The organism is Georgenia sunbinii (genome assembly GCF_036421875.1).
In the GTDB taxonomy this organism is placed as follows: domain Bacteria; phylum Actinomycetota; class Actinomycetes; order Actinomycetales; family Actinomycetaceae; genus Georgenia_B; species Georgenia_B sunbinii.
Genome location: NZ_JAZGOL010000003.1, coordinates 331689 through 358003, shown reverse-complemented (window position 1 = coordinate 358003; position 26315 = coordinate 331689). Strand labels below are relative to the sequence as shown.

The following is a 26315-nucleotide window of genomic DNA, read 5'->3' as shown; positions in this document are numbered from 1 at the left end:
GCTACGCGAGGCCGGCCTCGCGGGCGACGATCGCAGCCTGCAGGCGCGAGGTGGCGCCGAGCTTGGTCAGCACCCGCGACACGTGGGTCTTGACGGTGGCCTCGCTGATCACCAGCTCGGCTGCGAGCTCGGCGTTCGACAGGCCGCGGCCGAGCGCGGCGAGCACCTCGCGCTCCCGGTCGGTGAGCTCGGCGACGCCAGGGACCTCGGCGGGCTGCGGGTCGGTCGGGGCCTCGGCGAAGGTGCGCAGCAGCCGGCGCGTCACTTCCGGCGCGAGCACCCCCTCACCGGCGGCGACCCGCTGGACGGCGTCGACGAGCGTGACGGCGTCGGCCGTCTTGAGCAGGAACCCGGCCGCGCCGGCGCGCAGCGCGCCGTAGACGTACTCGTCGACGTCGAAGGTGGTGAGCACGACGACCTCGGCCAGCCCTTCCCCGACGATCGTGGTGGTCGCGGCGATGCCGTCGGTGCCGGGCATCCGGATGTCCATGAGGACGACGTCGGGGCGCAGCGCGCGGGCGTTGGTCACCGCCGCGGCGCCGTCGCCGGCCTCCCCGACCACCTCGATGTCGGCGGCGCCGTCGAGGATGAACCGCAGCCCGCTGCGGATGGCCGCGTGGTCGTCGGCGATGAGCACGCGCACGGTCATGCCGGTTCCTCCAGGGGGATGGTGGCCAGGACCCGCCACCGGGAGCTGCCCGACGGGCCGTGCCAGCCGGCCGTGAACGTGCCACCGAGAGCCTCGGCCCGCTCCCGCATCGTCACCAGACCGATGCCTGCGCTGACACCGTCGGGCGTGGTCGCCGGTGAGGTCGGCGCCGGCCCGGCCGACGGCGCGCCAAGGACCTCGACGGTCAGCAGCTGCGGGGACGGCGTGACGCGGACCGACACCTCGCCGTCGGCGCCGTGCTTGAGCTCGTTGGTCAGTGCCTCCTGCGTGATCCGGTACGCCGCTTGATCGACGGCGGCGGGCAGCGTGGGCAGCGGCGCGGTGACCGCGAGTGCGACCGGCCGGCCCTGCGCGCCGACTTGCGTGACGAGGGAGTCGAGCTCGGCGAGCCGAGCCGGGGAGGTCGCGGCGTCCTCCCCGGTGCGCAGCAGCCCGATCATCGAGCGCATCTCCCGCAGTGAGGCGACCGAGGCGGTCCGGATCGCCCGGACGCCCTGGTCGCGGCGCGCCGGGTCGGCCTGCGGGACGGCGAGGATGCCCTCGGCGTGGATCGCGATGGTCGACAGCTGACCGGCGAGGGCGTCGTGCAGGTCGCGCGCCATCCGGGTGCGCTCCTCCCGCACGACCTCCTCCTGGCGCAGCTGTGCCAGCCGTTCGAGGTCGCCGGCGCGGGCGGCGGCCATCCGGGTGAGCTCGACCTGCTGCCGCACGGACCGTCCCCACCACAGCGGGGTGCCGAGCATGGCGAAGACGAGGATCCCGAGGACGACGCTCGAGCGCAGGTCGCCGGTGGCCACGAAGACCGCGGCGGTGGTCGCGGGCACGACCACCGCGACGCCGACCTCCAGGCGGCGCACCCAGGGCGCCGCGGCGTAGAGCGCGGCGGCGTAGATGAGGTCGAACATCGCGAGCATGACGCCGAGGCTGCCGCCGATCGCGTAGTCGGCGGCGAAGATGAGCCCGCCGGCGGCGAGGGCGGGGACCGGGTGGTGGCGCTTGACCAGCATGACCGCGCAGATGGCGGCGAGCGGCAGCAGGAACAGCCAGCGCGAGGTGGTGAGGGTCCCCGGGACGGCGCCCCAGGTCTCGACGACACCGACCGCCACGAGCGCGGCCCCGCCGGCGAAGGTGAGCACGGCGTCGCTGACGTCCCGGTTGCGCTCCGTCGCGCGCACCCGGGTGCGCCACAGCCGGCCGATGGTCTCCACGCGACCATCCCAGCACACCGGCCGGCTGTGCGTGTCCGTCGAACGATGTATGCGCGAGGGCGCCTGGTCCACCCGATGCCCGACGCCGCGACCGGGCCGCCGGGGCCACGCTGGGGTCATGTCACTGGAACTCCTCGCCCCGCTCGGGGTGCTCGCCCTCATCGACTCCACGAGCTTCGGCACGCTGCTCATCCCGGTCTGGTTCCTCCTCGCTCCCGGGCGGCTGCGGCCCGGGCGGATCCTGGTGTTCCTCGGGACGGTCGCCGGTTTCTACCTCCTGCTGGGCCTCGTCCTCGTCGCTGGGATGGGGACGTTCCTCGGCGACGTCGGCCGGCTGCTGGACAATCCCGTCGTCGCGCGGGCACAGCTCGTCGTCGGTGTCGGCCTGGTCGTGTGGAGCTTCTTCATCGGCAAGAAGAAGCGCGACGGGAACGGCCGGCTGCTGCGGTGGCGGGACCGGGCGATGGCGGAGGGCACCGGCCTCGGTGGCCTCATGGGCCTGGCGCTGGCGGCCGCACTGGTGGAGGTCGCCTCGATGCTGCCCTACCTCGCCGCCACCGGGCTCATCGGCGCCGCCGACCTCAGCTGGCCGCAGCGGGTGCTCGTGCTCGCGGCCTACTGCCTGGTGATGATCCTGCCGGCACTCGTGCTGCTCGCGCTGCGCCTCGTCGCCCGCCGCCTCGTGACGCCTCTGCTGGACCGGATCTCGCGCTGGATGGCGAAGAACGGCGGCGAGACCACCGCATGGATCGTCGGGATCGTCGGGTTCCTCATCGCCCGGGACGCGCTGGTGCGGGTACCGGAGATCCTCGGCTTCATCAACGCCCTCGACGCCCTGTGACGCTCACCGCCGCCGCTGCGGGCCGATGAGCGTGCCGACCTCGCGCCGGACCCACCACACGCCGTCGGCGCGGAGCTCGGTCCAGGTGCTGTAGCGGTAGGAGAAGACCCGCGCCCGCACCCACACCGGCTGCTCGCCGTCGAACGGGTCGCGGCGCAGCAGCCGCAGGGTGCGCGGATCGGCTGACAGCAGCCGCTGCAGGAACGGCAGGAACCAGGCGAGCTGCGCGGCCGAGCCCAGCGCGAGGAACCACATGCCCCAGTCGAGCCGGAGGTGGTAGGGCGCGTACTGCCGGGGCAGGCGCCCGGGTGGGCCGGGCTTGGCGCGGAAGACGTACTCGTGCCAGTCGTCGTCGCCGGGGTCGGCCGCCAGCGTGCCCTCGACGACGACCTCCTCGCGCCGCCGGGTGATCGACCCGAAGGCGCCGTAGGCACCCATGAGGTGCCACGAGTTGAACGAGGCGTTCATCTTCTGCCGCTTGGCCACGAGGTTGCGCGCCGGCCACCAGCTGAGCACGAGCATGAGGCCGCCGACGGCGATGACGACGACGACGAACCACAGCGGCGCGGGCCCGCGAGCCTCGTCGGTGGCGAGCAGCGGGACGACGTCGTCGCCCACGGCGGCGAACGCCAGCACGATGGTGATCCAGTTGAGCCAGGCGAAGTTCCCCGACAGCACCAGCCACAGCTGGGTGACGACGACGACGCCGGCCGCCCAGGTGGCCACCGGCTGCGGCGCGAAGAGCAGGAACGGCACGACGAGCTGGGTGACGTGGTTGGCCGCGACCTCCACCTTGTGCAGCGGGCCGGGCAGGTGGTGGAAGAACCGGCTGAGCGGCCCGGGCATGGGCTGGGTCTCGTGGTGGTAGTGCAGCGCGGTGAGGTCCCGCCAGACGGAGTCGCCGCGGATCTTGATCATCCCGGCGCCAAATTCCACCCGGAACAGCAGCCACCGGAAGGCGATGAGGGTGATCAGCGGGGTGCCGGTCTGGTCCGAGCCGAGGAAGGCGGCGAGGAAGCCCGCCTCGAGGAGCAGCGACTCCCAGCCGAAGCCGTAGAAGACCTGCCCGACGTTGACCACCGACAGGTACAGCCCGTAGAGCGCCAGGAACACGAGCATCGGGACCCACGGCGGCCCCTGCTGCGGCAGCCCGAGGACGACGGCGACCGCCAGCGCCAGCCCGAGCCACCCGACGGCGAGCAGCAGCCGGTCGGAGTACCGCCAGTGGAACAGGCTGGGGGTGGCGCGCGCGGGTACCCGCGCGATGAAGCGGGGGACCGGCAGCAGCCCGCGCTCGCCCAGGAGCGCCGGGAACTGCCGCAGCACGGCGACGAAGGCGATGACGTACAGCAGCGCGACACCTCGCTGCAGCACGAGCCGCGCCAGCTCGTAGCCGTCCGCGATGAACCAGTCCACGACGCTTGCCTCCCGAGGGCCATGATGCTCCTGGCGGGAGGGGGCCGCTCGGCCTCGGATGTCGGTACGGCTCGATACCCTGGCTGGATCACCCCGCCGCCTGGAGAGGCACCGCACCAACGATGAACAGCGCGCAGCGTGCCGGCGAGTACCTGAAGGACGTGACGGCATGAACGAGCCGACCGGCGAGGTGATCCTCTACCGCAGTGACGACGGCAAGTCGTCGCTGCAGCTGCGGGCGGCCGGCGGCACCGTCTGGCTCACGCAGGCTCAGCTGGCCGAGCTCTACGGCACCTCGGTGCCGAACATCCTTCAGATCATCGGCCGGGTGCTCGCCGATGGTGAGGTCGGCGAGGCAACCATTAACTCAGAGTTAATAGTTCGAACCGAAGGCAGCCGGGACGTCCGTCGACGCTTGAACGTCTACAACCTCGACATGGTGCTCGCTGTCGGCTACCGCGTCACCACGCCCCGCGCCGTCCAGTTCCGGCAGTGGGCCACGACCGTCCTCAAGGAATACCTGGTCAAGGGCTTCAGCCTCAACGACGCGCGACTCAAGGATCCGGCAGCGACCGACTACTTCGATGAGCTTCTCGAACGCATCCGCGCGATCCGAGCCTCCGAGAAGCGCTTCTACCAGAAAGTCCGCGACATCTTCGCGGCCACGAGTGCCGACTACGACGGCGCGAGCGAGACCGCCCGGACCTTCTTCGCCACTATTCAGAACAAGTTGCTCTACGCCGTCACGGGGCACACGGCCGCTGAGCTCATCGAGGCGCGTGCTGATGCCATGCACCCAACGATGGGGCTCACGACGTGGAAGGGTGACCGTGTGCGCAGGGGTGACGTCTCGGTCTCGAAGAACTACCTCACCGAAGAGGAGATGAGCGAGCTCAACCGCCTGACCACCATGTTTCTCGACTTCGCTGAGGACCGCGCCCGCCGGCGACAGACCACCCTCATGACCGACTGGCTCGCCCAGGCCGACCGCTTCCTCGAGTTCAACGAACGAGCGGTCCTCACTGACGCGGGCCGCGTGTCGACCGCCTCGATGGAGCGCATCACCGCCGAGCGCTACAGCCACTTCGACAACCGGCGCCGCACCGAGGAAGCACATCAGGCGGAGACCGAGGAGCTCCAAGACCTGAATGAGCTCGCCGCTGTTGAACAGCACAAGCGCAGCGGGAAGGGCGACGACGCCCGCCCGACACAATCGAGCTGAGAAGGAGTCAGATGCGACTTCTCGAATGGATCCGCGGCCGGAGAGCAGGCAAGCAGGCGGTACCGGCTGTGCCTCCGATAGCGGCTGACCAGCATCGCCGGCCCGAGATAGCAGCGACTCCGGCGGTGTTCGCCGTCGTCGATGTCGAGACCACCGGGCTTTCCCCGAAGGCAGACCGCATCCTCGATCTCGCCATCGTCCGAGTCGATGCGCGGGGCGAGGTCATCGACGAGTGGACCACGCTCATCAACCCCGAGGGGCCCGTCGGCGCGAGTCACATCCACGGCATCACGCAGCGGGACGTCGCCCATGCTCCGGCCTTCCGCGATGTCGCAGACTTGGTGACCGCGAGGCTCTCCGATCTGACGGTCGCCGCTCACAACGCGCGGTTCGACCTGGCGTTCATCCGGGCGGAGTACTCGCGCTCCGGTCACGCGCTGCCGTGGCTGTCCGCAGTGTGCACGCTCGAGGTCAGTCGCCACTACTTCCCGAGCCTTGACCGTCGCAGACTGGCCGACTGCTGCGCCGCTGCCGGCGTCCAGCTCCTCGACGCACACTCGGCGCTCGGCGATGCGCGCGCGACCGCAGGCCTGCTTCGCAGATATGTCGACACTCCGCCGATGGCCCACGACATCGTGCTCGCCACGCAGCCCCGAGCCGCGACGTCGTCGCCCCTGCGGGTACCCACGCCGGCCCGCGCACCCGTGCCCCGGGCCGTTCGCCGCCCGCCCCCAAGGCCCAGCCCTGCCGCCCTCGTGAGTGTCCTTGCGGACTTCACCCTCGCAGAGGTCATCGACGAAGGCGCCCCCGAAGGGTCAATGGCCTATCTCGAGCTGCTTGCGGAAGCACTGCAGGACGCCGAGCTGTCGGAACCGGAGCACGCGGCGCTCCAAGACGTTGCGTCCATCTACGACATGACGCCCGAGGACGTCGAGTCTGCGAACCGTGCGATGCTCCTCGCGTTGTGCCACCTGGCGATGGATGACGGACGAATCACCGTCCGCGAGCGTGACGAGCTCCAGCACGTGGCAGAGATCCTGCAGCTGGACACCACCATCGTCAGCAATCTCCTGGCTCATGTGACTGAAGCACGACAGGTGCGCCTCAGTGCCGGGCTCCAACAGCTGCCACCGGACTGCTCTGGCGGCGAGCCGTTGCGTGTCGCCGATCGCGTCGCGTTCACGGGCGGTGACCCGAGCCGGCGAGCCCGGCTCGAGCAACGCGCAGAAGCACTCGGCATACGGGTGATGGGCAACGTCTCGAGCTTGACCAAGGTGCTCGTCACCGACGGCTCGTTCGTCGGGACCAAGGCGCGTAGGGCTGCCGAGCACCAGACCAGGCTCGTCGATCACGACCAGTTCGAACGGTTGCTCACCCACCTTCAGCCGGCAATGCCACGGACCCATGGCGGAGCTGGGCAGCCGATGCCCACGGCCCCAATGACGCAGGCGCTGCCGACGGAAACCCCGGCCGCGATCCGCCGCTGGGCCCAGACGAACGGACACGTGGTGGCCGCTCGGGGACGGCTGCCGCTCTCGGTCCTCGCGGCGTACCGGACTGCTCATCGAGTTGAGGACGGCATGGCCCAGGGCACCCTGAACCCGTAGCCCTTCTCAGTCGGACGCGTGCCGGTCAGCCACGCGGCCTCTGCGGCGACGCAGCACTCGGCCAGGCAGCGCACCGGTGACCGCTCCATCAGCGACGACGACCTGCCCGTTGACGATCACAGTGTCGATCCCCAGCGGCGCTTGGGCAGGGTCGGTGAACGTCGCTCGGTCGATCACGGTCGTGGGGTCGATCACGACCAGGTCAGCCGCGAGCCCCACCGCCACCGTGCCGCGGTCGGTCAGCTGGAGCCGCTCGGCAACGCCCGCCGTCATCTTGTAGATGGCGGTCTCAAGGGGCATTAACCGGGTGTCGCGCACATAACGTCCGAGGATCCTCGGGAAGGACCCGAAGTGCCGGGGGTGTGGCTTCTCGCCTCGCTGGTCGAGCGGGACCGCTGAGCCGTCGGAGCCCACGAGTGAGAGCCGGTGGGAGAGGAAGTGCGTCATGTCCTCCTCGGTTCGGTAGAACAGGACGACCTGCACGGCGTTGCCCAGCGCGAAGCACAGGTCCAGCGTGTAGGTCTGCGGGGGGACCCCAGCACTGGCCGCGGCCGCCTCGATGCTGAGGCCGACGTGTTCCTCGTAACCCTCGCCGGTTCGGCTCAGCACGACTCGGTCCCAGAACCACGGGATGCCACCCATCCAGCCGGCAGCCAGCTCGACCTCGGCGCGAGCACGGGCAGCCGGCTCTGCGAGGAGGCGGCGCATGCCTTCCGTCCCGCCTTCCTGCACCCAGCTGGGCAGGTACTGCGTCAGGGACGACGAGGACGCGTCGTACGGGTAGACGTCGAACTTCACGTCGAGACCGTCAGCCTCGGCCTTCTCGAAGAGGCTGGTCAGATCGCTGCCGCGGCCCCACTTGTCCGGCTCATTGATCGCAGCGTGGGAGAACTGCAAGCGCGCACCTGCCGCGAGGCAGGTGTCGATGGCCTCCTGGACGGCGGGAAAGCCCTCGTTGGACCGAGTGGCCCTTGAGTGGGTGGCGTACATCGCGTCATAGCGACCGACGACGCGCACGAGCTCGGTGACCTCAGCGGTGCTGCCGTAACCTGACGGAATGTGAGTGAGCCCCGTGGACATGCCGAAGGCGCCTTGCTCGAGGCTTTCGGCCACGAGTTGCCGCATATGCTCCAGCTCGGCTGGGGTGGCGTCGCGCTGGTCGACCCCGAGGACCGCGCACCGCACCGTCCCGTGCCCCACGAGGGGGACGACGTTGGGTGCGATACCCTGACGCTCGAGCGTCACGGCATAGCCGTCGAGATCGCGCCAGGTGATCGGGTAGGGATCATCGCCGATGCGGGCCAGGTGGTCCACGTGCAGCTCGAGATGGCCGGCGGCAATCGGGAACGGCGAGAAACCACAGTTGCCGGTGACTTCGGTGGTCACGCCCTGAAGGATCTTGCTCTCGCCCAGTGGATTGAGTAGCAAACTCATGTCCGAGTGGGTGTGCAGATCGATGAAGCCGGGAGCGACGATCTTCCCGGCAGCGTCGATTAGGTTGTCGGCGGTGACGTCGGCCAGCTCGCCGACTGCCACGATCCTCCCGTCAAGCACCGCAACGTCGGCATGGTCGGGCCGACCGCCAGTCCCATCCATCAGCAGGCCGTCGTGGATGAGGAGGTCGACGTGCATATCAAAGTCCCTTGAGTGTGATCGCTCGGCGAACCAGGGGCGCCGCCTATTCCAACCATCGGCATTCTGGTTCCAGTGAGGGGAACCCTAGGGGAGGGCCTGGACTGACGCAACGGCACTCAGCCGCGAATGGCTAACCCTGCATCTGCCGGCTCAGCGCGCGGGCGACCTTCTGAAGCTGCGAAGCGACGTGCTCGGTGGTGGCGGCCGGGAAGCGGTCGGCTGGGGCGCTCATGCTCAGCCCTGCGGGGAAACCGATGTCGGCGATGGCGACGCCGACGCACCGTCCCGCGGGCTGGTTCTCGGCGTCGTCCAGACCGTAGCCGACCGCGCGGACCTCGTCGAGCTCAGTCAGGTACGCATCGGGGTCGACGATGGTGGTGTCGGTGAACCGGGGCATCCCGGTGGCTGAGAGCATCGATCGGACTGTCTCGGGCGGCAGGGTCGCGCAGATCGCCTTCCCCAGCGCGGTGGCGTGGATGTAGCCGCGCTCGCCGACGCGGGCGGCCAGGCGCATCATGTGCGGGGACTCGGCGACGGCGGTGTGCACGATGAACGCGCCGTCAAGCACGCCAAGGTTCGTCGTCTCGCCCAGCTGGTCGCGTAACTTGGCCAGGGCGGGCTCGGCGAGCCCAGTCAGGCGTTCGACCGCCCGGGTGTTCTGGGGTCGGAACGCCAGGCCCAGGCGGAACACCCCCGTCGTGGCGTCGCGCATGACGTAGCGTCGCGACTCCAGGGCGGTGAGGTAGCGGAAGGTTGAGCTCTTGGGCAGCTCGGCGCCGTCGGCGACCTCGGTCAGTGATGCGCCGTCGGTGCTGTTGGCGAGGATGTCGAGGATGTCGCAAACGCGGTCCACTGCGCGCAGTGGATACGCCGGTGCGGTCACGGGGGTTGGCGGTGTCGGTTCGCTCGTTGTCACGGTCAGACCTCCGTCATCGTCATCGGCCGTGCCTGAATGGTAAGTCACGGGGTGTCGCCGCCCCGCTGATGCGCCTATAGTGAAACTCTTATTTCTCTGAGTGGAAGTCAGGACGACCATGCTGCCTGAGGCGATCGACGTTGGTACACCGGGTGTGGGCCCGGTGATCGCGGTGCTGGGCGGCGTGCATGGCGACGAGCTCGAGGGTGTCCTGGCTGCCCGCATCGTCATCGACCGGCTCCGGGCGCTGGACCCAGGTCGCATGCACGGCACGGTCCGGGTGGTCGCCCCTGCGCATCCCGCCGCATGGGCTGCCGGGACGAGGGCCAGTCCGATCGACGGACTCAACCTAGCGCGAGTGTTCCCCGGATCGGCTGAGGGCAGCCCTACCGAGCAGGTCGCTGCGCACCTGACCACCCGGGTGATCGCCGGCGCCGACCTGCTGATCGACCTTCACTCGGGTGGCCAGAGCTTCGACATGCCGCTCATGGTCGGCTACCACGCCGGTCCTCACCCGGTATGCCTCCGTTCAGCCGACGTTGCGGCGGCCTTCGGAGCGCCCTTCCGATGGGAGCATCCCGAGCCCGGGGCTGGCCGGTCGCTGTCCGCAGCCGCCGCGCTCGGCGTGCCGTCGGTCTACGTCGAGGGCCAGGGGGGCGGGCAGGTGCGTCGCCGGGACCTGGACGGCTACGTCGACGGTGTGCTGCGTGTCCTTCACCTGCTCGGGGTCCTCAACGACGGCCCCGTACCGGGCCCCGAGCCGGTGGTGGTTCGGGGGGACGGGAACACAGATGGCGGCATCGAGGCTGGTGCCGCTGGGTTCTTCGTCACGTCCACCGGCGTGGGGGAGCAGGTGACGACCGGCCAGGTGCTCGGTGAGATCGTCGACCAGCGTGGCCGGGTGCTCGCGAAGGTCGACAGCCCGCGCGACGGCATCGTCATGCTCACCCGCCGACGCGCCGCGGTGTCCACCGGTGACACCGTCGCCATCGTCGCCGAGCGGGTCGGCGGCCCCCGATGAGTGCAGCGTTGACCATGGGCGAGGGCGGGACACCGATAGTGGCACTCGACGTGCTCGCCGCGCGCTGGGGGCTGGGCGGGCTGTGGGGCAAGGCCGAGTACCTCAATCCGACCGGCTCCTACAAGGACCGCATCGCCGTCGCGACGATGGCGCACGCCCGGCGCGAGGGCTACCGCGGCTGGCTCGGGACGTCGTCGGGTAACGGGGGTGCTGCGATGGCCGCCTATGCGGTGCGGGCGGGGCTTCCCGGAGTGCTGCTGGTACCGGCCGACGCGCCGGCCGAGAAGCTCGCCTCGATTACGCCGTACGGGGTGCTGCTGCTCTCGGCGGGACCGATGGGGCCCGACGTCATGGCCCGGCTTGGCGCGATCGCGGCTGCGGAGCGGCTGATCCTCACCATCACCGCGCACCGGTACAACCCCGTCGGCATGCGTGGGGCGGACGGCATCGGCGCGGAGATCGCTGCCCACGGCCGGGCGACTCACGTCTATGTCCCTACCGGCGGCGGCGGCCTGCTCGTGGCCACCGCCCGAGGTTTGCGCAACAGTGGCAGCGCTGTGCCCGTCGTCGTCGCCCAGCCAGCCGGCTGTGCACCGATCGCTTGCGCGGTCGCGGGGCAGATCCCGCAACCGCGGATCGACACCTGGGTCACCGCGATCTCCGGGCTGCAGCTACCGCTCCCGCCCGACGGTGACCTCGCCGTCCGTGCCGTCACCGACTCCGGCGGCTGGGGCTGCGCGGTGCCCGACGACGACGCCTGGCGGGCGCAGGACGAGCTCGCTCGAGCGGAGGGCATCTTCGTCGAGCCGGCTTCCGCCGTCGCCCTCGCCGCCGTGCGGGCCGACGCAACGGCCGGCCGCCTGGGCGCTGCCGACGAGCCCTGCGTCGTGCTCACCGGCCATGGCCTGAAGGACCTGGGCCGTTTCACCGGGACGGCCCGTCGGCCCGTCCCTACCACCATCGACCAGCTCCCGGGCCGGGTCAGCGGCTGGCTGGCCGGGACCGCGCGGGCGGCGACGACCGGAGGAACGCCCCGATGACCGTACGACTGGCCGTCCTCGGCCTGGGGCACGAGACCAACACGTTCTCGACCGTCCCGGCCGATATGGCCGCCTACGACGACGGCGGCATCCATCGCGGTCAAGACCTCGTCGACGAGTACCTGGAGTCCCAGGCGACCTACGCCGGGTTCCTCGCCCCCCACGACGACCAGGACGTCGAGGTCGTCCCGCTGCTCGCGGCATGGGTCAACCCGTGCGGGGCGGTGACCGCCGAGGCTTTTGGCGCGATCCTCGGCGAGATGGTGGCGATGCTGCGTGCAGCCGGCCCGGTGGACGGGGTGCTGCTCGGGCTGCACGGTGCCGCCGTCGCGGTCGGGCAGCTCGACGCCGACGCCGAGATCGCTGCCCGGGTGCGGGCCGTCGTCGGCCCCGACGTGCCCGTCGGCGTCGTGGTCGACATGCACGCCAACCTCGACCACCGCCTCCTCGAGGCCGTCGACGTGCTGCTGCCGTACCAGACCAACCCGCACGTCGATGCTCGGGAACGAGGCATCGAATGCCGGGGCCGGGTGCTCGAGCTCGTCGGCCGGAACACACGGCCGGGCCTCGTGCTCGAGCAGCTGCCCCTCGTGGTCACCATCACCCGGCAGGACACTCGCGACGAGCCGATGGCTGGCCTGCTTGACCACGCCCGTGGGCTGGAGCAGCTCGACGGCGTGCTCGATGTGAGTGTGGTCGAAGGCTTCCCCTACGCCGACGTCCCCCAGATGGGTATGTCCGTCGTCGTCGCCCACCGGGACGGCGCGGCGGCCGCCCGCGAGGTAGCCGTCGCGATGGCCGAGCTGGTCTGGGCAGCGAGGGACGCGCTGCAAGGCGGAGGGGTCAGTGTCGCGGACGCGATCAGCGCCGTGGCCGAGCATCGAGGTGACCAGCCGTTGCTGGTGCTCGACGTCGGCGACAACGTCGGCGGCGGGGGGCCGGGTGACTCGACGGTGCTGCTCGCCGAGGCGCTTCGGCGCGGCATCGACGGCCTGGTCATCGTGCTGCTCGACCCGGCCGCGGTTCGTGAGGTCGCCGGTGCCGCTCTCGGCGACCGGGTCTGGGTGGCCGTCGGTGGGCGCAGCGCCGAGCAGGACGGCGAGCCCGTGCCGCTGGACGCGGTCATCACCGGCCGCTGCGACGGACGCTACGAGGAGCCCACCATGGCGCACGGCGGGCTGAGGTACTTCGACGCGGGGGAGATGGTGGCGCTGCGGAGCAGCGCCGTTGACATCGCCGTCGTGCTGACCTCCAAGCTGGTCCAGCCCATCACCCCGCACCAGCTTCGAGCCGTGGGCCTCGCCCCTGAGTCGTTCCGCGCCATCGTCGCCAAGGGTGTCAACGGTCCCCGAGCGGGCTATGCCGACGTGTGCAGTGGCCTGGTCGTGGCAGATACCCCCGGGGTGACCCGCCTGTCCGTCGACGGCTTCAGCTACGTCAACCGGCGTCGACCGATGTATCCGTACGAGTCGGAGACCACCTACTTACCCGCAAACCACTGACCAACTCCAGGAGGACTGACATGGCCATCGAAGCGATCGCGAGCGGGGACGTCCCGCTCAGCCACCTGCCCTTCTCGCCCGCGGTCCGCGCCGGGGACTTCGTGTTTGTCTCCGGGCAGGCCTCGGTCGATGACACCGGGGCCTACGTCGAGGACGACTTCGCCGGCGAGATGGAAAGGTCCATGCGCAACGTCGAACGGATCCTGGCGGCGGCCGGCGCGACGATGGACGACGTCGTCCAGGTCCGGGCCTACCTCGGCGACGCTTGCTATCGCGATGAGTACAACGCCCAGTACTCGCGCTACTTCACCGCACCGTTGCCGGCGCGCACGACGTTGTCCGGCGGGCTCGGTTCGCTGAAGTTCGAGGTGGACGTGCAGGCCTACCTCACGAGGTGATGGCGAACAGTCGGAGGTCGGTGGTCCGCGGTCGGCGCAAGGACAGCCGCAGTGACCCTACCCGGGCGAGCACCATGCCCACCACCAGCGCGACCCCGACCATCACCAGCCCGCAGGCGAGCAGGGACGCCCGGGCGCCGAGCGCCTCGCTAACGCCGCCGACCACCGGCCCGCCGACGGCACGGCCACCGAGCTGGACCAGCAGGTAGATTCCCATCACGCGACCTTGCAGCGTGGGATCAGTGCCGAGCTGGACGAGCAGGTGAGCGGCGATAAGCACCCGCAGGGTCATCATGCCGACGAGCACCAGTGCCGCTGAGAACACGGTGGCGCTCGGCGCTAGGGCAGCCAGCGTCAGTGCCAGGCCGAGGAGCGCGGCCATCGTCACCAGGCGGCGCATCCGGTTGGTCTGCTGACGGCTCGCCGTCACCGCACCGAGCACCCCGCCGACGGCGACCATCGCGTTAAAGGTGCCGAAGCCTCCCGCCCCGGACTCGTACACCCGGTCGGCGAAGGCGGTGAGCATCACCGGAAGGTTTAGCGAGACCATCCCGACGGTGCCGACCAGCACGATCGACCACAGGATTGGTGGTGCGGTCCAGACATACCGTAGACCCATGCGGAGCTGCCCGGGTGCCCGTGGCGACCTCGGCAACCGGTGGAGCAGGCCCGGACGGATGCGAAGCAGCATCGCCATGACGAGGACGCAGCCGACAGCATTGGCGGCGAATGCCCAGCCCTCGCCGAACGTCGCGATCACCAAGCCTCCGATGGCTGGGCCCACCAGTCCACCGAGCTGGAAGACCGACGAGTTGATCGACACGGCGGCGCGCAGGTGGTCGCGGCCGACGAGCTCGGGCACGAAGACCTGCCGGGCCGGACTGTCGACCGCGGTGACGAGACCGAGCGCCAGAGCGATGAGGTAAACGTGCCCGACCCCGATGGTGCCGGTGAACGTGAGCACCGCGAGCAGGGTGGCCAGCACGGCGGCGGCACCCTGCGTGACGAGGAGCAGCATTCGTTTGGAGTAGCGGTCGACCAGCACACCGCCGAACATCCCGAACAGCACCACCGGGGTGAATTGGAGCGTCGAGGTGATGCCGACCGCCGTGACACTGCCGGTCAGGCTGAGCACCAGCCAGTCCTGGGCAATGCGCTGCATCCACACACCGGTGTTGGCGAACACCTGTGACGAGACGAAGAGTCGATAGTTGTGCTGACGCAGTACGGCGCTGGCCGGGAGCACGGGAGCCTTTTCCTGGTAAGTCGAACGTGGATTTCTTACTTGACGATATCGACGTTCCACGCCATTATGGAACCCTATTGAGGCTATAACTAGTATTGCGAGTCGCAATGACGAGCCGGAGAGGCCTCTGAGTGGAGGGACATCGTGGCCGTGGACCGGGCGCTGGACCCGGCGCTGCTGCGGACCTTCGTGGCCGTTGCCCAGCTCCGCAGCTTCACACGGGGTGCGCAGCGCCTCGGTCTGAGCCAACCCACTGCCAGCCAGCACGTGCGACGGCTCGAGGAGTGCGTCGGTCAGGTGCTGGTCGCCCGGGACACCCGCACTGTGACCCTCACGGACAGCGGCGACGCGATGCTCGGTTTCGCGCGGACCATCCTTGCTGCTCAGGACCAGGCAATCAGCTACTTCACCGGTTCCGCGATGCGAGGGCGGTTGCGGTTCGGCGCGGCCGACGAGCTCGCCCGGACCGAGCTGCCGCAGGTGCTTCGGTCCTTCCGGCTCGGGCACCCGCGGATTGACCTGGAGCTCACCGTCACCCAGAGCGCGGCATTGCTACGAAGGCTCTACGCCGGGCACCTGGACCTGGTCTACGTCAACCAGGCGCCGGACAGTCCGGGCGGACGCCTGGTCCGTCGTGACCGTCTGGTGTGGGTGGGGCTCGACGGGGTGCCGATCGAACCGTCCCGTGCTGTTCCGTTGGTCACCTATCAAGCGCCGAGCTTCAGTCGCGATGCAGCAATTCGCGCTCTGGAAGGTGACGGACGGACGTGGCGCATCACCTGCAACGTACGGCAGATGAACGGCATTCATGCGGCATTGCACGCCGGAATGGGTATTGGCCTTCTCGCCGAGAGTCGTGTCCCTGAGGGGTTGGTCGATCTTTCCGGACGGTTCGGCCTGCCCGCGGTCGGCCACGTCGACACCACACTGGTCGCAAACCCGCGGTCCGCCCGGGAACCTGTCGAGGCGCTCACCCGAGCAATTCTGCGCCCCCCGCCCGCTGCCTGAGCCTGGTCCGGCCGAGCATGCGCCTCATCGGGTCAACGTCTCCAAGAGTTCGAGGACGTTCCGGTAGGTCTGACCAGTGGCCCGCGACATGCCCATCTCGCACGGCCGGTTGTTCGACACGTACGCGTCGAAGCCGCGGTCGGCGAGCTCGGCGGCCTGGGGCGCCGTGGCGCCGGCGGTGACCTCCGGGTGCAGCATCCCGCGGTCCCCGGCGAAGCCGCAACAGCTCCACGCGGTCGGGACGACGACGTCTTCGGCGCAGAACTCGGCGATGCCGGTGAGGTCTGAGGTCGACCCCAGGTGCTCGCTGGAGCAGGTCGGGTGGACCGCGACCGAACCCAGCTGTTGGCTGACGGTGACGCGCGGCAGCACCTCGCTGCGGACGAAGGTCGTGGCGTCGACGATCCGCAGTGAACCGAACCGCGCGGCCGGTTCGCCGGCCAGGTGCGGTCCGATGTCACGCAGGCCGAGCGTGCACGAGGACGCTTCGCAGACGACAGGCAGCAGGCCACCTCGCGAGGCGGTCCAGACGGCGTCGAAGGTCCGCTGCGCCATCTCCTGGTAGCCGTCGGTCAGGCCCTTGGACGACCACGGTGTGCCGCAGCAGAGCCCGGCGATCCCGTCGGGCACCCCCAGCGGCAGCCCGGCGCGTTCGCACAGCGTCAGGAACGCCGCCGTGGCGCCACTGCCACCTTCGGCCGGCCCGAACAGCGACCCGATGCACGCCGGGAAGAAGACGGCGACGGCGTCGGCGGGGTGCCTGGGGAGCGGGCGCCGTGCCCCTGGCCCCGGGAGGTCGGCATTGAATTGCGGCACGAGGTCGTGCGGTAGCACGCGGCGGGCTACGCCGGTCCCGGCCGCCAGCAGCCGCGATGGCAGCGCGTCGGCGACCCGGAGTCCGGCACGCAGCCCGGTGACCGCCCGGCCCCAGTGCTCGGCGGCCACCGTGCCGACCCGCTGGGCCGTGGCTCCGGCGCGCTCGGCTCGCATCCGCTTCATCACGGCTCCCGTGTCGATGAGCACCGGGCAGGCGGTCATGCACATGGAGTCGGCGGCGCAGGTGTCGATCGCGTCGTGCCCGAACTGCTGACGCAGCTCGGCGGCCAGCGCTGTCTGCCCGCGCTCCTGGGCCAGTGCGATCTCGCGCATGAGCACGATGCGTTGGCGCGGCGTGGTGGTCACGTCGCGGGACGGGCAGACCGGCTCGCAGTAGCCGCACTCGACGCAGGCATCCACGGCGGGGTCGACCACAGGGGCAGGTTTGAGGTTCGCGACGTGGGCCTTGGGGTCGTCGGTGAGGATCACCCCGGGGTTCAGCAGGCCGGTCGGGTCGCAGAGCGCCTTGATCCGCTGCATCACCTCGTACAGCTCGTCGCCGAACTGGCGCCGGACATACGGTGCCATGATCCGTCCGGTGCCGTGCTCGGCCTTGAGGGAGCCGTTGGCGTCCAGCACGAGGTCGACGAGGTCCTCGGTGAAGGCTTCGTAGCGTGCGACCTCCGACGGGTCGTCAAGCCGTGGCGTGATCATGAAGTGGAGGTTGCCGTCCTTCGCGTGACCGAAGATGACGGCGTCGTCGTACCCGTGGGTGGCGAAGAGCTCGATCAGTCGGCCGGTCGTGCGGGTCAGCACGTCCAGCGGCACCACGATGTCCTCGAGCAGCGCCGTGGTGCCCGGCGGGCGAGCCGCGGCCACCGCCGTGTAGAGGCCCTTGCGCAGGTGCCACAGTGCTGCGCGTTCGGCGGTGTCGACGACAAAGGCTGCCGGGGCCGAGAGCTCCAGCGCCGTGATCGCCGACCGCGCGCGTGCCAGCTCCTGGTCCAGGAGGTCGGCCGAGGGTGCCTGGATCTCGACCAGCAGTGCGGTGTGGTCCACCACCCGCAGTGCAGCCAGGTCGGCCGACGCCTGAGGGTCGCGCTGGACCACGCGCAGGGACGCGGCGTCCAGGAGCTCGATGGTGCGTGCGCTGGCTGCCAGCAGGCCGGGCAGCGCGTCGGTGGCCCGGTCGAGCGAGGCGAACACCAGCAGCGCAGTGGCGGCGAACGGGTGCGCAGGCACCGTCCGGAACGTCACCTCGCCGACGAACCCGAGCGTTCCCTCGGAGCCGACGAGCAGGTGGCTGAGGATGTCGACCGGTCGGTCGTGGTCGAGCAGGGCGTGCAACGAGTAGCCCATCGTGTTCTTCATGGAGAACTGGTGGCGCAGCGTCGCGACCATGGCCGCATCGTGCCGTACCCGGTCGCGCAGCTCGGCGAGGCCGGTCCACAGCGTGGGCTCACGCTCGCGCAGCCGGTCGTCGGCGGCTGGGTCGGCGGTGTCGATCACGGTGCCTGAGGCGAGGGCCAGCACCATCGACTCGACCGTCTGGTAGGCGTTGTGCTCGGTGCCGCACGCCATCCCGGAGGAGTTGTTGGCAATCACGCCACCCACGGTGCATGCCGCCTCGCTGGCCGGGTCCGGGCCGAGCTGGGTGTGATGCCGGGCGAGCCGTGCGTTGACCGACCGCACGGTTGCTCCTGGTTGGGAGCGCACCCGTGCGCCGTCGTCGAGCACGGTGATCTCACGGAAGTGGCGGCGCGTGTCTATCAGCAGCCCGGACGAGCCGGCCTGGCCGGACAAGCTGGTCCCGGCCGACCGGAACGTCACCGGCAGGCCGTGCTCCCCGGCGACCCGCAGCAGGCCGGCCACGTGAGTGATGTCCCGGGCGGCCGCTATGACTTGCGGTAGCAGCAGGTAGTGCGAGGCATCGTGCGCCATGGCCGCCAGGTCGCCGGCACGGTTCCGGACGTCCTGCGGTTCGCCCAGGCCGCGGAGTGCCGCCAGCGTCGTGGCATTGAGGGCGGCGGGGGGGGTCGTGACGGTCATGTCAAGGATCGTGTGCGAGCTGGTCAACGCCCACGCGCGACGGGGCCGGGCCCCGCCGCGAGCGTGGCGCCGAGGGCGTCGTCGATCACGGCCACGGTGTCGGCGACGTCCTGGTCGCTGTGGGCGGTCGACAGGTACCAGCGGCCGCCGGGCAGGGCGAACACACCGCGGCGCAGCATCTCGACGATCAGCCGGTCGTAGAACTCCTGGTCGGCCGCCATGAAGTCGGCGAAGCTGCGGGAGCCCACGACGCCGGGGATGCACTGCACGAGCGGCCCCACCTGATTGACCGTCCCCGGCACGTCATGGCGGGCCATCGCCGTCCGCATCCCGGTGGCCAGCGACGTCCCGTGTTGTTCGAAGGCCTCGTAGACGCCGGGCTCGCCGAGCGCGTCGAGGGTGGCGTTCGCAGCCGCCAGCACGATCGGGTTGCCGTTGTAGGTGCCCGAGTGGACGATTCCCTGGGTGACCTGGTCGAGGATCTCGGCCTTGCCGGCGATGGCGGCCAGCGGGTAGCCCCCGGCGATGGCCTTGGCCAGCACAACCAGGTCGGGGACGACCGCGAACCGCTCGACGGCACCGCCGGAGGCGACCCGGAACCCGGTGATCACCTCGTCGAAGACCAGCACCGTCCCGGTGGCGTCACAGATCGCGCGCAGCCCCTCGAGGAAGCCGTCGGGCGGCATCAGCACGCCGGAGTTGACGACGACCGGCTCGCAGAACACGGCCGCGATGTCCGACGTCGGTGACTGCAGCAGCTCGGTGACGGCGTCGAGGTCGCCCCACTCCACCAGGCTGAGGTCGGTCAGCGACGACGGGTTCTGCCCGCGGCTGCCGAGCCCGAGGGCGCCGTCGGCGCCGGGGCGGTAGCCGACCAGCATCGTGTCGGACCAGCCGTGGTAGTGGCCGCCGAACTTGATGAAGCGCTGCCGGCCGGTGACGCCGCGGGCCAGTCGCAGCGCGACCTGCGTCGCCTCGGAGCCGGTGTTGCTCCACAGCACCCGCTCGGTGCCGGGGATCCGGGACAGCACCTTCTCGGCCACCTCTCCCTCGAGCAGGTGGCCCGACCCGTAGGTGGCGCCCAACGGTGCCTGGGCGGTGACCGCCGCGGTCAGGCCCGGGTGGCCGTGGCCGAGGATGACCGGCCCCCATCCCAGGACGTAGTCGAGATAGGTGTTGCCGTCGAGGTCCGTCATCCGCGGGCCGGACCCGCCGGCGAAGAACAACGGGTGAGGCTTCATCGAGGCGCGCAGCCCGGTGGAGACCCCGCCGCCCAGCGCGGTCCGAGTCTGCTCCCATGCCTGCTTCGATGCCGGCCACGACGTGATCACCATGTGCGGGAGCTCCCTCGGTAGTTTTAACTGTTGGAATCGAAGTTCCACTAGGTGTCACGCTACTATCGCCCGATGAACCGGTCAATCCACTGGACGACCTCCGCGGGCCGTGCGTCCGCCGCCGGGTCCGACGCCCCTGCCCTCCCGCGCTTCCGCAGCCTGCCCGATCCCGGCCTGCCCGCCGACCAGGTCGGTCGCCAGGGCTGGCAGCTGACCGACCTGCTGCTCCCGGCGCTGACCCTGCGGGCGGGGGCGATCGAGCACAACGTCGCCCTGCACGCGCGGTGGTGCGCCTCGGTCGGCGTGTCGCAAGCTCCTCACGCCAAGACGCACCTGTCGCCGGAGATCGTCCGGCTCCAGCTCGACTCCGGCGCCTGGGGGATGTCGGCGGCCACCGTCCACCAGGCCCGGCTGCTGGCCGCCATCGGTGCGCCCCGCGTGCTCATCGCCCACGAGGTCGTGGACGCTGCCAATATCGCCGCGCTGGCCCGGCTCGAGGGCAGCCACCCCGGCACGGTGGTGATGACGCTGGTCGACTCGGTCGAGGGGGTCGCCGCGCTCGAGCAGCACCTGGTCGCCGCCGCCTCGACCCGGCCCCTGCCCGTGCTCGTCGAGCTGGGCGTGCCTGGCGGGCGCTCCGGCGCACGCGACCTGGACGCCCTGGAGGTGCTGGCCGGCGCCGTGCACGCCAGCCCCTCGCTGGTGCTGGCCGGCGTCGAGGGCTTCGAGGGAATCCTTCCGGTGGGCCGCACCCCCGAGCACCTGCGGACCGTCGACGACTACCTCGCCGGGCTCGCCGCCGCCGCGGCACGCCTGGACGGCCGAGGGTACTTCGACGCCGTCGAGGAGATCGTGCTGACCGCCGGCGGGTCGGTCTACCCCGACCGGGTCGCCGCCATCGACGTGCCGAGACTCAGCCGTCCCGTCCGCGTCGTCGTGCGCTCCGGTGCCACCGCCACCCATGACCACGGGCCGTCGTCGGCGAACGCGCCGCTGGCCGCCGAGGCAGCGCACCCGCTCGGAGCGCTGCGCCCGGCGCTCGACCTGTGGGTCGCCGTCGTCTCCACCCCGGAGCCCGGTCTCGCGCTCGCGGCCTTCGGCAAGCGGGACGCGCCGTACGACTCTCATCCGCCGGTGGTTCTGGAGGTGCGGCGTGACGGGGAGGGGGTCGATGCGGGCGCCGTCACCGTGGAACGGATGAACGACCAGCACGGGTTCCTCGCCCACCCCGACACGCTGCGGGTCGGCGACGTCGTCCGCCTCGGCCCGTGTCACCCGTGCACGGCGTTCGACAAGTGGCCGCTGGTCGCGGTGCTGGACGACGACGACCGCGTCGTCGGGGCGGCCACCACCTGGTTCTGAGGCCTCAAGCCTGGCGGACGTTCTGGCGCTGGGTGCCGATACCTTCGATGGTCAGCTCCATGACGTCACCGGCACGCAGGTAGGGGAAGCGGCCCGAGAGGGCCACCCCCTGCGGCGTGCCGGTGTTGATGACGTCGCCAGGCTCCAGCACCGCGAACTGGGACAGGTGCCAGACCAGGTGGTCGATGCCGAAGATGAGGTCGGCGGTCGTGGAGTCCTGCCGCGGCTCACCGTTGACCGAGGACGTCAGCCGCAGGTTGCCGCCGCTCAGCTCGTCGGCCGGGACGAGCGCCGGGCCGAGCGGGTTGAAGGTCTCGGCGCACTTGCCCTTGGACCACTGCCCGCCGGACTCCTCGATTTGGAAGGCGCGCTCGGAGACATCGTTGGAGATCGTGTACCCGGCGATGTGCCGGGCCGCGTCGGCGGGGGAGTCGAGGTAGCGGGCCCGCGTCCCGATGACGGCCGCCAGCTCGACCTCCCAGTCGGTCTTGGTCGAGCCGCGAGGGATCAGCACGTCGTCGTCGGGTCCGACCACGGTGTTCGGCGTCTTGAAGAACAGGATCGGCGCGGCCGGCGGCTGGGCGCCGGACTCGGCGGCGTGGGCCGCATAGTTCATCCCGATGCACCACACCGCGTGCGGCCGGGTCACCGGCGACCCCAGCCGCTGACCCGCGATGTCGAGCACCGGCAGGCGCCGGTCGGACAGGGCGCGCCGGGTCGTGGCGATCCCGTCGGCGGCGAGGAACGCCCCGTCGATGTCGGCGGTCACCGGCGTCAGGTCGTGGGCGGTGCCGTCATCATCGACGACGACGGGCCGCTCGACGCCGGGCTCGCCTACGCGCAGGAAGTGCATCGGTCTCCTTGGGGGTGGGTTGGCTGGTGCTTCGTCGGTGGTCAGGTGGTCCGCATCGCCCGCGTCAGCTTCCGGGCCAGCTTCTGCAGCTGGGCGACGACGTCGGGGACACGGTCGAGCGACAGGCGTGACATCGGCGCGCTGACGCTGACGCCGGCAGGGAAGGGCAGCCCCTCGACGGCCACGGCGACGCAGCGACCGGCGGCCTGGTTCTCGGCCTCGTCGATGCCGTACCCCGCCGCGCGGGTCCGTGCCAGCTCGGCCACGAAGGCGTCGGGGTCGGTGATGGTGGCGGCGGTGACCCGAGGCATGCCCGCGGTGTCGAGGATGGCGCGCACCCGGTCGTCGGGCAGCGTCGCGCACATCGCCTTGCCCAGTGCGGTGCAGTGGACGTGGCCGCGCTCGCCCACCCGGGCCGCCAGCCGCATCATGTACGGCGACTCGGCCACGGCGACGTGCACGACCTGGCTGCCGTCGAGCACGCCGAGGTTGACCGTCTCCTCGAACTGGTCGCGCAGTGCGTCCAGGCGCGGACGGGCGAGGGTGGCGAGGCGGTCGATGCCGCGGGTGTTCTGCGGGCGGAAGGCCAGGCCGAGGCGGTAGGACGCGCCGTCGACCTCCCGCTCGACGTAGTGCCGGGCTTCCAAGGCTGTGAGGTAGCGGAACGCTGAGCTCTTGGGCAGGCCGGTCTGCTCGGCTACGACCGACAGGGACGAGCCGTCGGGGGCGTTGGCCAGGGCGTCGAGGATGTCGCACACGCGGTCGACGGCGCGGATCGGGTAGGTCGTCGCGCCGGCGGCTGACTCTGCGGTCATCGTGGGTTCCCATCGTGCTTCGTGGGGTGGAGATGTCGGGAATGGTACGCCATTTTCGGCTACCGAAACACGGGACGTGCCGATCGGACCGTCGAACGTCGTTGCCCGAACCCGTCATGACCACTACGGTCGCAGTTAATGAAACCGCTATTTCTACGAATGGAAACGTTATGACGTTGTCGATGGCATGGATCGCTGGTAAGCCGCCTCGCATCGCGGTTGCCGGCCTGATGTTCGAGGCCAACACTTTCGCACCCGGCGCCACCGGCCTGGCTGCCTTCGAGGGCTCGACCTTCGTCGAAGGGCCGGCCGTCCTCACTGTTGGTGGCGGGCTCGACTCGGTGGCCGGGGCCGTCGCCGTGGCGGAAGCAGCGGGTGTGACAGTCGTCCCGACCACCAGCGCCGGTGCGATGAGCGGTCCCACGGTGGCCGCCGGCGTGTATCCGGTGCTGCGCCGTCGGCTGCTCGACGGTCTCGCCGCGCACCGCGGTCAGGTCGACGGCGTCTACCTGCAACTGCACGGTGCGATGGTGGCGGAGGACGAGCCTGACGTCGAAGGGAACCTGCTGCAGGCGGTCGTTGACCTCATGGACGTCCCGGTCGCAGCGTCGTTCGACCTCCACTGCCACTTCACCGACGCGATGGGCGCGGCTACTCCGCTGATCGCGGGCTACCACACCTTGCCGCACGTGGACATGATCGAGACCGGTGCCCGCGCGATGACCGTGCTGCTCGCCCGGCTCCGGGGTGCCCGGCCGACCCTCGGCTGGCGGCACATTCCGATGATCACCTCAGCGGAGGGGCAGGACACCAACCATCCGCCCATCAGTGAGGTGATGGACCGGATTGGCGTGATCAGCGCGGAGCCAGGCGTGCTGGACGCGTCGCTGTTCATGACCCAGCCGTGGCTCGACGTCCCTGCCTTGGGCTGGTCCGCACTCGTGCTGACGGATGGTGACCCTGGACTGGCGCAGACGCGCGCCGACGAGCTGGCGCAGATGGTCTGGGACCGGCGCGAGCGGGTGCTCGCACCCAAGGTCGGCATCGACGCGGCGCTGCGGGCCGCGGCTGCGACAGACCCGACCGATGGCCGTGGTCCGTTCGTGCTGGGCGACGGCGCCGACAGCGTCTCCGCCGGCGCCACCGGCGATGGCGTCGAGGTGCTGGCCGGTTTGCTGCGGTCGCAGCTCACCGGCCGGGCCCAGGTGATTGTCACTGACGCGGCAGCGGCGGACCGGTGCGCGACGGTGGGGCTGGGTGGGCAGGTTGCGGTGGATGTCGGTGGCAGGCTCGCTCCGGGTTTCCACTCCGCGGTGGAGGTCGGCGGCACTGTCGTCACGCTCAGCGATGGTCGGTTCCGTTCCCTCTACCCGCCGGCGCCCGCGGACCTCGGGACCACCGCCGTCGTCCGCGTGGGCGAACACCTGCATGTCGTCATCGTCTCGCGCCCGGCGAGCCAGCTTGACTATCAGCTGTACCTGCATGTCGGGCTCGACCCTCGGGATGCCCATGTCGTCGTGACCAAGTCTGCCGGTGGCTACCGCGCGTTCTTCGATCCCATCGCCCGCGAGTGTATCGATGTCGACACCCGTGGCCCGTCTGACTCTCGCCTCGAGCGATTGCCGTACTCAAAGGTCACGCGGCCGCTGTACCCCCTTGACGCGGCCATCGCCTGGTCCTCGGCCCGGGCTGCCGACTGAGCGGGAAGGGTGCTACTTGCCCGGAGGGTGGCCGGTCGGGTAGACATCACCACATGGCACGACAGGTTCGACTAGTGAAACGGAAAGTAGGCGATCGGGATGGCTGCGAAGGTTGAAAGGTTCGGCGTCGACGCTCCGGCGGGACTGGCGCAGGCGCCGGTCCGGATCGGTGTCGCGTTCATCTCGCAGGAGAGCAACACCTTCAACCCGCACCCCGCGACGATGGTCGGCTTCGAGTCGTTCGGCGTGTACCGGGGCGAGCGGATGCTTGGCGAGCTGGCCGGGGTCGGGGCCGTCGGCGGCTTCCTGTCCGCCATCGAGGCGTGGGACGGCCCGGTGGAGGTGGTGCCGCTGCTCAAGGCGCGCGACGTCGCCGGTGGCCGGCTCGCCGCCGCGACGCTGGACGCGCTCGCCGGCGAGCTGACGGCGCTGCTGGCCGGTGCGGGCCCGCTGGACGTGCTGGTGATGCTGCTGCACGGCGCGTGCGCCGCCGAGGGGGAGGACGACGCCGACGGTCACCTGCTGGCCGCGGCGCGCACGGTCGCCGGGCCCCGGCTGCCGATCGTCGTCGGTCTCGACCATCACGCGAACATCACCGAGCGGATGGTCGACCTCTCGACCGCGATCATCGGTCACCGCACCCAGCCCCACGACCCGTCTGACACCGGGAGACGGGCGGGCGAGCTCGCGCTGCGGGTGGCGACCGGCGCGGTGGCGCCGACGGTCGCGGCACGTACGCTGCGCCTGCTGTCCCACCAGGAGCAGTTCCTTACCGGCCAGGGGCCGATGAAGACCTGGTTCGACGCCGCCCGCGCGATCGAGCAGGAGGACGGGGTGCTGGCGGTCTCGCCGTTCCCGATGCAGCCCTGGCTCGACCTTGCCGAGGGTGGCTGGTCGGTCGTCGTCGTCACTGACGGCGACCGCGAGCTGGCCGCGCGGCACGCGGACGAGATGGCGGACCTGGCCTGGTCCATGCGTGCGCAGTTCCAGGAGACGACGTCGGTCTCGCCGGAGCAGGCCGTGGCGCTGGCATCGCGCAGTTCGGGGCTCGTGATCCTCAGCGACACCGGTGACTCGGTCTTCGGCGGCGCGGGCGGGGACAGCACGGTGCTGCTCGCTGAGCTGCTGAGGGTTGGCGCGCCGACCGCGTTGGTGCCGTTGATCGACCCGGAGGCGGCGCGGACCCTGGCCCGGGCGGGCGTCGGCGAGCGCGTCGAGCTGGCAGTCGGTGGTGGGTTGACGCAGTGGTTTGCCCCGGTGGAGGTCGTCGCTGAGGTGGTCACGGTTGCTGACCCCGTCCTGCGTGACCTGCCGGGGTACACGGAGGCTGAGGTTCGCATGGGAACGACCGTCGTGGCTGTCGTCGCGAACGTCACGCTGGTGATCAGCGAGCGGCCGGGGGTGGCGGGCAACCATCCGGGGATGTACGAGCACCTAGGTCTGCGCCCGGCCGAGTATGGCGTCGTCGTGCTCAAGACGGCGAGCAACTTTCAGTGGTATGAGCACCTGACCATGTCGGTCATCCGTGTCGACACCGCTGGGCCGACGCAGTCCAGCATCACCGAGCTGCCCTGGCGGCGGGTGCCCCGGCCGATCTACCCGATCGATCGGGACCTCGCCGACTGGCGGTGAGGCCAAGAGCCGTTTCGGCGCGCG

At 70.6% G+C, this 26315-nt stretch carries 21 protein-coding genes; 11 read left to right on the top strand and 10 right to left on the bottom strand.

The genetic code is table 11. The features are described from left to right. Nucleotide 1: 1 nt before the first annotated feature. Complete coding sequence (locus V2J52_RS09490) at nucleotides 2-649, bottom strand: response regulator transcription factor (RefSeq protein ID WP_331227440.1); 648 nt, start codon at nucleotides 647-649, stop codon at nucleotides 2-4. Further along, entirely contained in the window at nucleotides 646-1878 is a 1233-nt protein-coding gene (locus V2J52_RS09485; RefSeq protein WP_331227439.1) for a sensor histidine kinase, read from the bottom strand. The genes V2J52_RS09490 and V2J52_RS09485 overlap by 4 nt, the downstream gene beginning before the upstream one ends. A 118-nt stretch (nucleotides 1879-1996) precedes the next feature. Between V2J52_RS09485 and V2J52_RS09480 the strand changes: the two genes are divergently transcribed. Then, complete coding sequence (locus V2J52_RS09480) at nucleotides 1997-2719, top strand: GAP family protein (RefSeq protein ID WP_331227438.1); 723 nt, start codon at nucleotides 1997-1999, stop codon at nucleotides 2717-2719. Nucleotides 2720-2722: 3 nt separating this feature from the next. Here V2J52_RS09480 and V2J52_RS09475 read toward each other — a convergent pair whose 3' ends face one another. Continuing rightward, nucleotides 2723-4135 (bottom strand): lipase maturation factor family protein, encoded by a 1413-nt coding sequence (locus tag V2J52_RS09475; protein ID WP_331227437.1) that lies wholly within the window; start codon nucleotides 4133-4135, stop codon nucleotides 2723-2725. Nucleotides 4136-4304: 169 nt separating this feature from the next. On the opposite strand from V2J52_RS09475, the gene V2J52_RS09470 reads away from it, so the two are divergent. Then, on the top strand, nucleotides 4305-5357 hold the full coding sequence (locus V2J52_RS09470; RefSeq protein WP_331227436.1) for a virulence RhuM family protein: 1053 nt from the start codon (nucleotides 4305-4307) through the stop codon (nucleotides 5355-5357). 11 nt (nucleotides 5358-5368) lie between these two features. After that, the gene (locus V2J52_RS09465) at nucleotides 5369-6964 is read left to right on the top strand and encodes an exonuclease domain-containing protein (RefSeq protein ID WP_331227435.1); all 1596 of its coding nucleotides are present in this window, start codon (nucleotides 5369-5371) and stop codon (nucleotides 6962-6964) included. Nucleotides 6965-6970: 6 nt separating this feature from the next. Here the strand turns inward: V2J52_RS09465 and V2J52_RS09460 are convergent, their stop codons facing one another. Then, the gene (locus V2J52_RS09460; RefSeq protein WP_331227434.1) at nucleotides 6971-8596 is read right to left on the bottom strand and encodes an N-acyl-D-amino-acid deacylase family protein; all 1626 of its coding nucleotides are present in this window, start codon (nucleotides 8594-8596) and stop codon (nucleotides 6971-6973) included. Between the two features lie 133 nt (nucleotides 8597-8729). Further along, a complete protein-coding gene (locus V2J52_RS09455; protein WP_331227433.1) occupies nucleotides 8730-9452 on the bottom strand; it encodes an IclR family transcriptional regulator in 723 nt (240 codons plus the stop codon). Nucleotides 9453-9633: 181 nt separating this feature from the next. Between V2J52_RS09455 and V2J52_RS09450 the strand changes: the two genes are divergently transcribed. Genes V2J52_RS09450 through V2J52_RS09435 form a run of 4 tightly spaced genes read left to right on the top strand, consistent with a single transcriptional unit; the run spans nucleotide 9634 to nucleotide 13476 of the window. Continuing rightward, on the top strand, nucleotides 9634-10536 hold the full coding sequence (locus V2J52_RS09450; RefSeq protein ID WP_331227432.1) for a succinylglutamate desuccinylase/aspartoacylase family protein: 903 nt from the start codon (nucleotides 9634-9636) through the stop codon (nucleotides 10534-10536). Beyond that, the gene (locus V2J52_RS09445) at nucleotides 10533-11576 is read left to right on the top strand and encodes a pyridoxal-phosphate dependent enzyme (RefSeq protein ID WP_331227431.1); all 1044 of its coding nucleotides are present in this window, start codon (nucleotides 10533-10535) and stop codon (nucleotides 11574-11576) included. Before V2J52_RS09450 ends, V2J52_RS09445 begins: the two co-directional genes overlap by 4 nt. Continuing rightward, the gene (locus tag V2J52_RS09440) at nucleotides 11573-13078 is read left to right on the top strand and encodes a M81 family metallopeptidase (RefSeq protein ID WP_331227430.1); all 1506 of its coding nucleotides are present in this window, start codon (nucleotides 11573-11575) and stop codon (nucleotides 13076-13078) included. The genes V2J52_RS09445 and V2J52_RS09440 overlap by 4 nt, the downstream gene beginning before the upstream one ends. A 20-nt stretch (nucleotides 13079-13098) precedes the next feature. Continuing rightward, nucleotides 13099-13476, top strand: coding sequence for a RidA family protein (locus V2J52_RS09435; RefSeq protein WP_331227429.1), 378 nt, complete (start codon nucleotides 13099-13101; stop codon nucleotides 13474-13476). Here V2J52_RS09435 and V2J52_RS09430 read toward each other — a convergent pair. Then, on the bottom strand, nucleotides 13466-14722 hold the full coding sequence (locus tag V2J52_RS09430; protein WP_331227428.1) for an MFS transporter: 1257 nt from the start codon (nucleotides 14720-14722) through the stop codon (nucleotides 13466-13468). The two genes, V2J52_RS09435 and V2J52_RS09430, sit on opposite strands and share 11 nt — an antisense overlap. A gap of 144 nt (nucleotides 14723-14866) precedes the next feature. Here V2J52_RS09430 and V2J52_RS09425 point away from each other — a divergent pair, with 144 nt between their 5' ends. Then, nucleotides 14867-15730: a LysR substrate-binding domain-containing protein gene (locus V2J52_RS09425; protein WP_331227427.1), complete on the top strand. Its 864-nt coding sequence runs from the start codon at nucleotides 14867-14869 to the stop codon at nucleotides 15728-15730. 24 nt (nucleotides 15731-15754) lie between these two features. Here V2J52_RS09425 and V2J52_RS09420 read toward each other — a convergent pair whose 3' ends face one another. Beyond that, on the bottom strand, nucleotides 15755-18595 hold the full coding sequence (locus tag V2J52_RS09420; protein ID WP_331227426.1) for an FAD-binding and (Fe-S)-binding domain-containing protein: 2841 nt from the start codon (nucleotides 18593-18595) through the stop codon (nucleotides 15755-15757). Nucleotides 18596-18618: 23 nt separating this feature from the next. After that, nucleotides 18619-19929, bottom strand: a complete 1311-nt coding sequence (locus tag V2J52_RS09415) for an aspartate aminotransferase family protein (RefSeq protein ID WP_331227425.1) — start codon at nucleotides 19927-19929, stop codon at nucleotides 18619-18621. Nucleotides 19930-20001: 72 nt separating this feature from the next. Here V2J52_RS09415 and V2J52_RS09410 point away from each other — a divergent pair, with 72 nt between their 5' ends. Next, nucleotides 20002-21291 carry an alanine racemase gene (locus V2J52_RS09410; RefSeq protein WP_331227424.1) on the top strand — a complete coding sequence of 430 codons (1290 nt, stop codon included), beginning with the start codon at nucleotides 20002-20004 and terminating at the stop codon, nucleotides 21289-21291. Between the two features lie 4 nt (nucleotides 21292-21295). Here the strand turns inward: V2J52_RS09410 and V2J52_RS09405 are convergent, their stop codons facing one another. Together V2J52_RS09405 and V2J52_RS09400 are read right to left on the bottom strand one after the other, a co-directional pair. Continuing rightward, on the bottom strand, nucleotides 21296-22144 hold the full coding sequence (locus V2J52_RS09405) for a fumarylacetoacetate hydrolase family protein (protein ID WP_331227423.1): 849 nt from the start codon (nucleotides 22142-22144) through the stop codon (nucleotides 21296-21298). Nucleotides 22145-22185: 41 nt separating this feature from the next. Then, entirely contained in the window at nucleotides 22186-22959 is a 774-nt protein-coding gene (locus tag V2J52_RS09400; RefSeq protein WP_331227422.1) for an IclR family transcriptional regulator, read from the bottom strand. A 32-nt stretch (nucleotides 22960-22991) separates the two neighbouring features. Between V2J52_RS09400 and V2J52_RS09395 the strand changes: the two genes are divergently transcribed. Together V2J52_RS09395 and V2J52_RS09390 are read left to right on the top strand one after the other, a co-directional pair. Further along, nucleotides 22992-24659, top strand: a complete 1668-nt coding sequence (locus tag V2J52_RS09395; protein WP_331227763.1) for a M81 family metallopeptidase — start codon at nucleotides 22992-22994, stop codon at nucleotides 24657-24659. Nucleotides 24660-24758: 99 nt separating this feature from the next. Then, nucleotides 24759-26291: a M81 family metallopeptidase gene (locus tag V2J52_RS09390; protein WP_331227421.1), complete on the top strand. Its 1533-nt coding sequence runs from the start codon at nucleotides 24759-24761 to the stop codon at nucleotides 26289-26291. The last annotated feature ends 24 nt before the right edge of the window (nucleotides 26292-26315 follow it).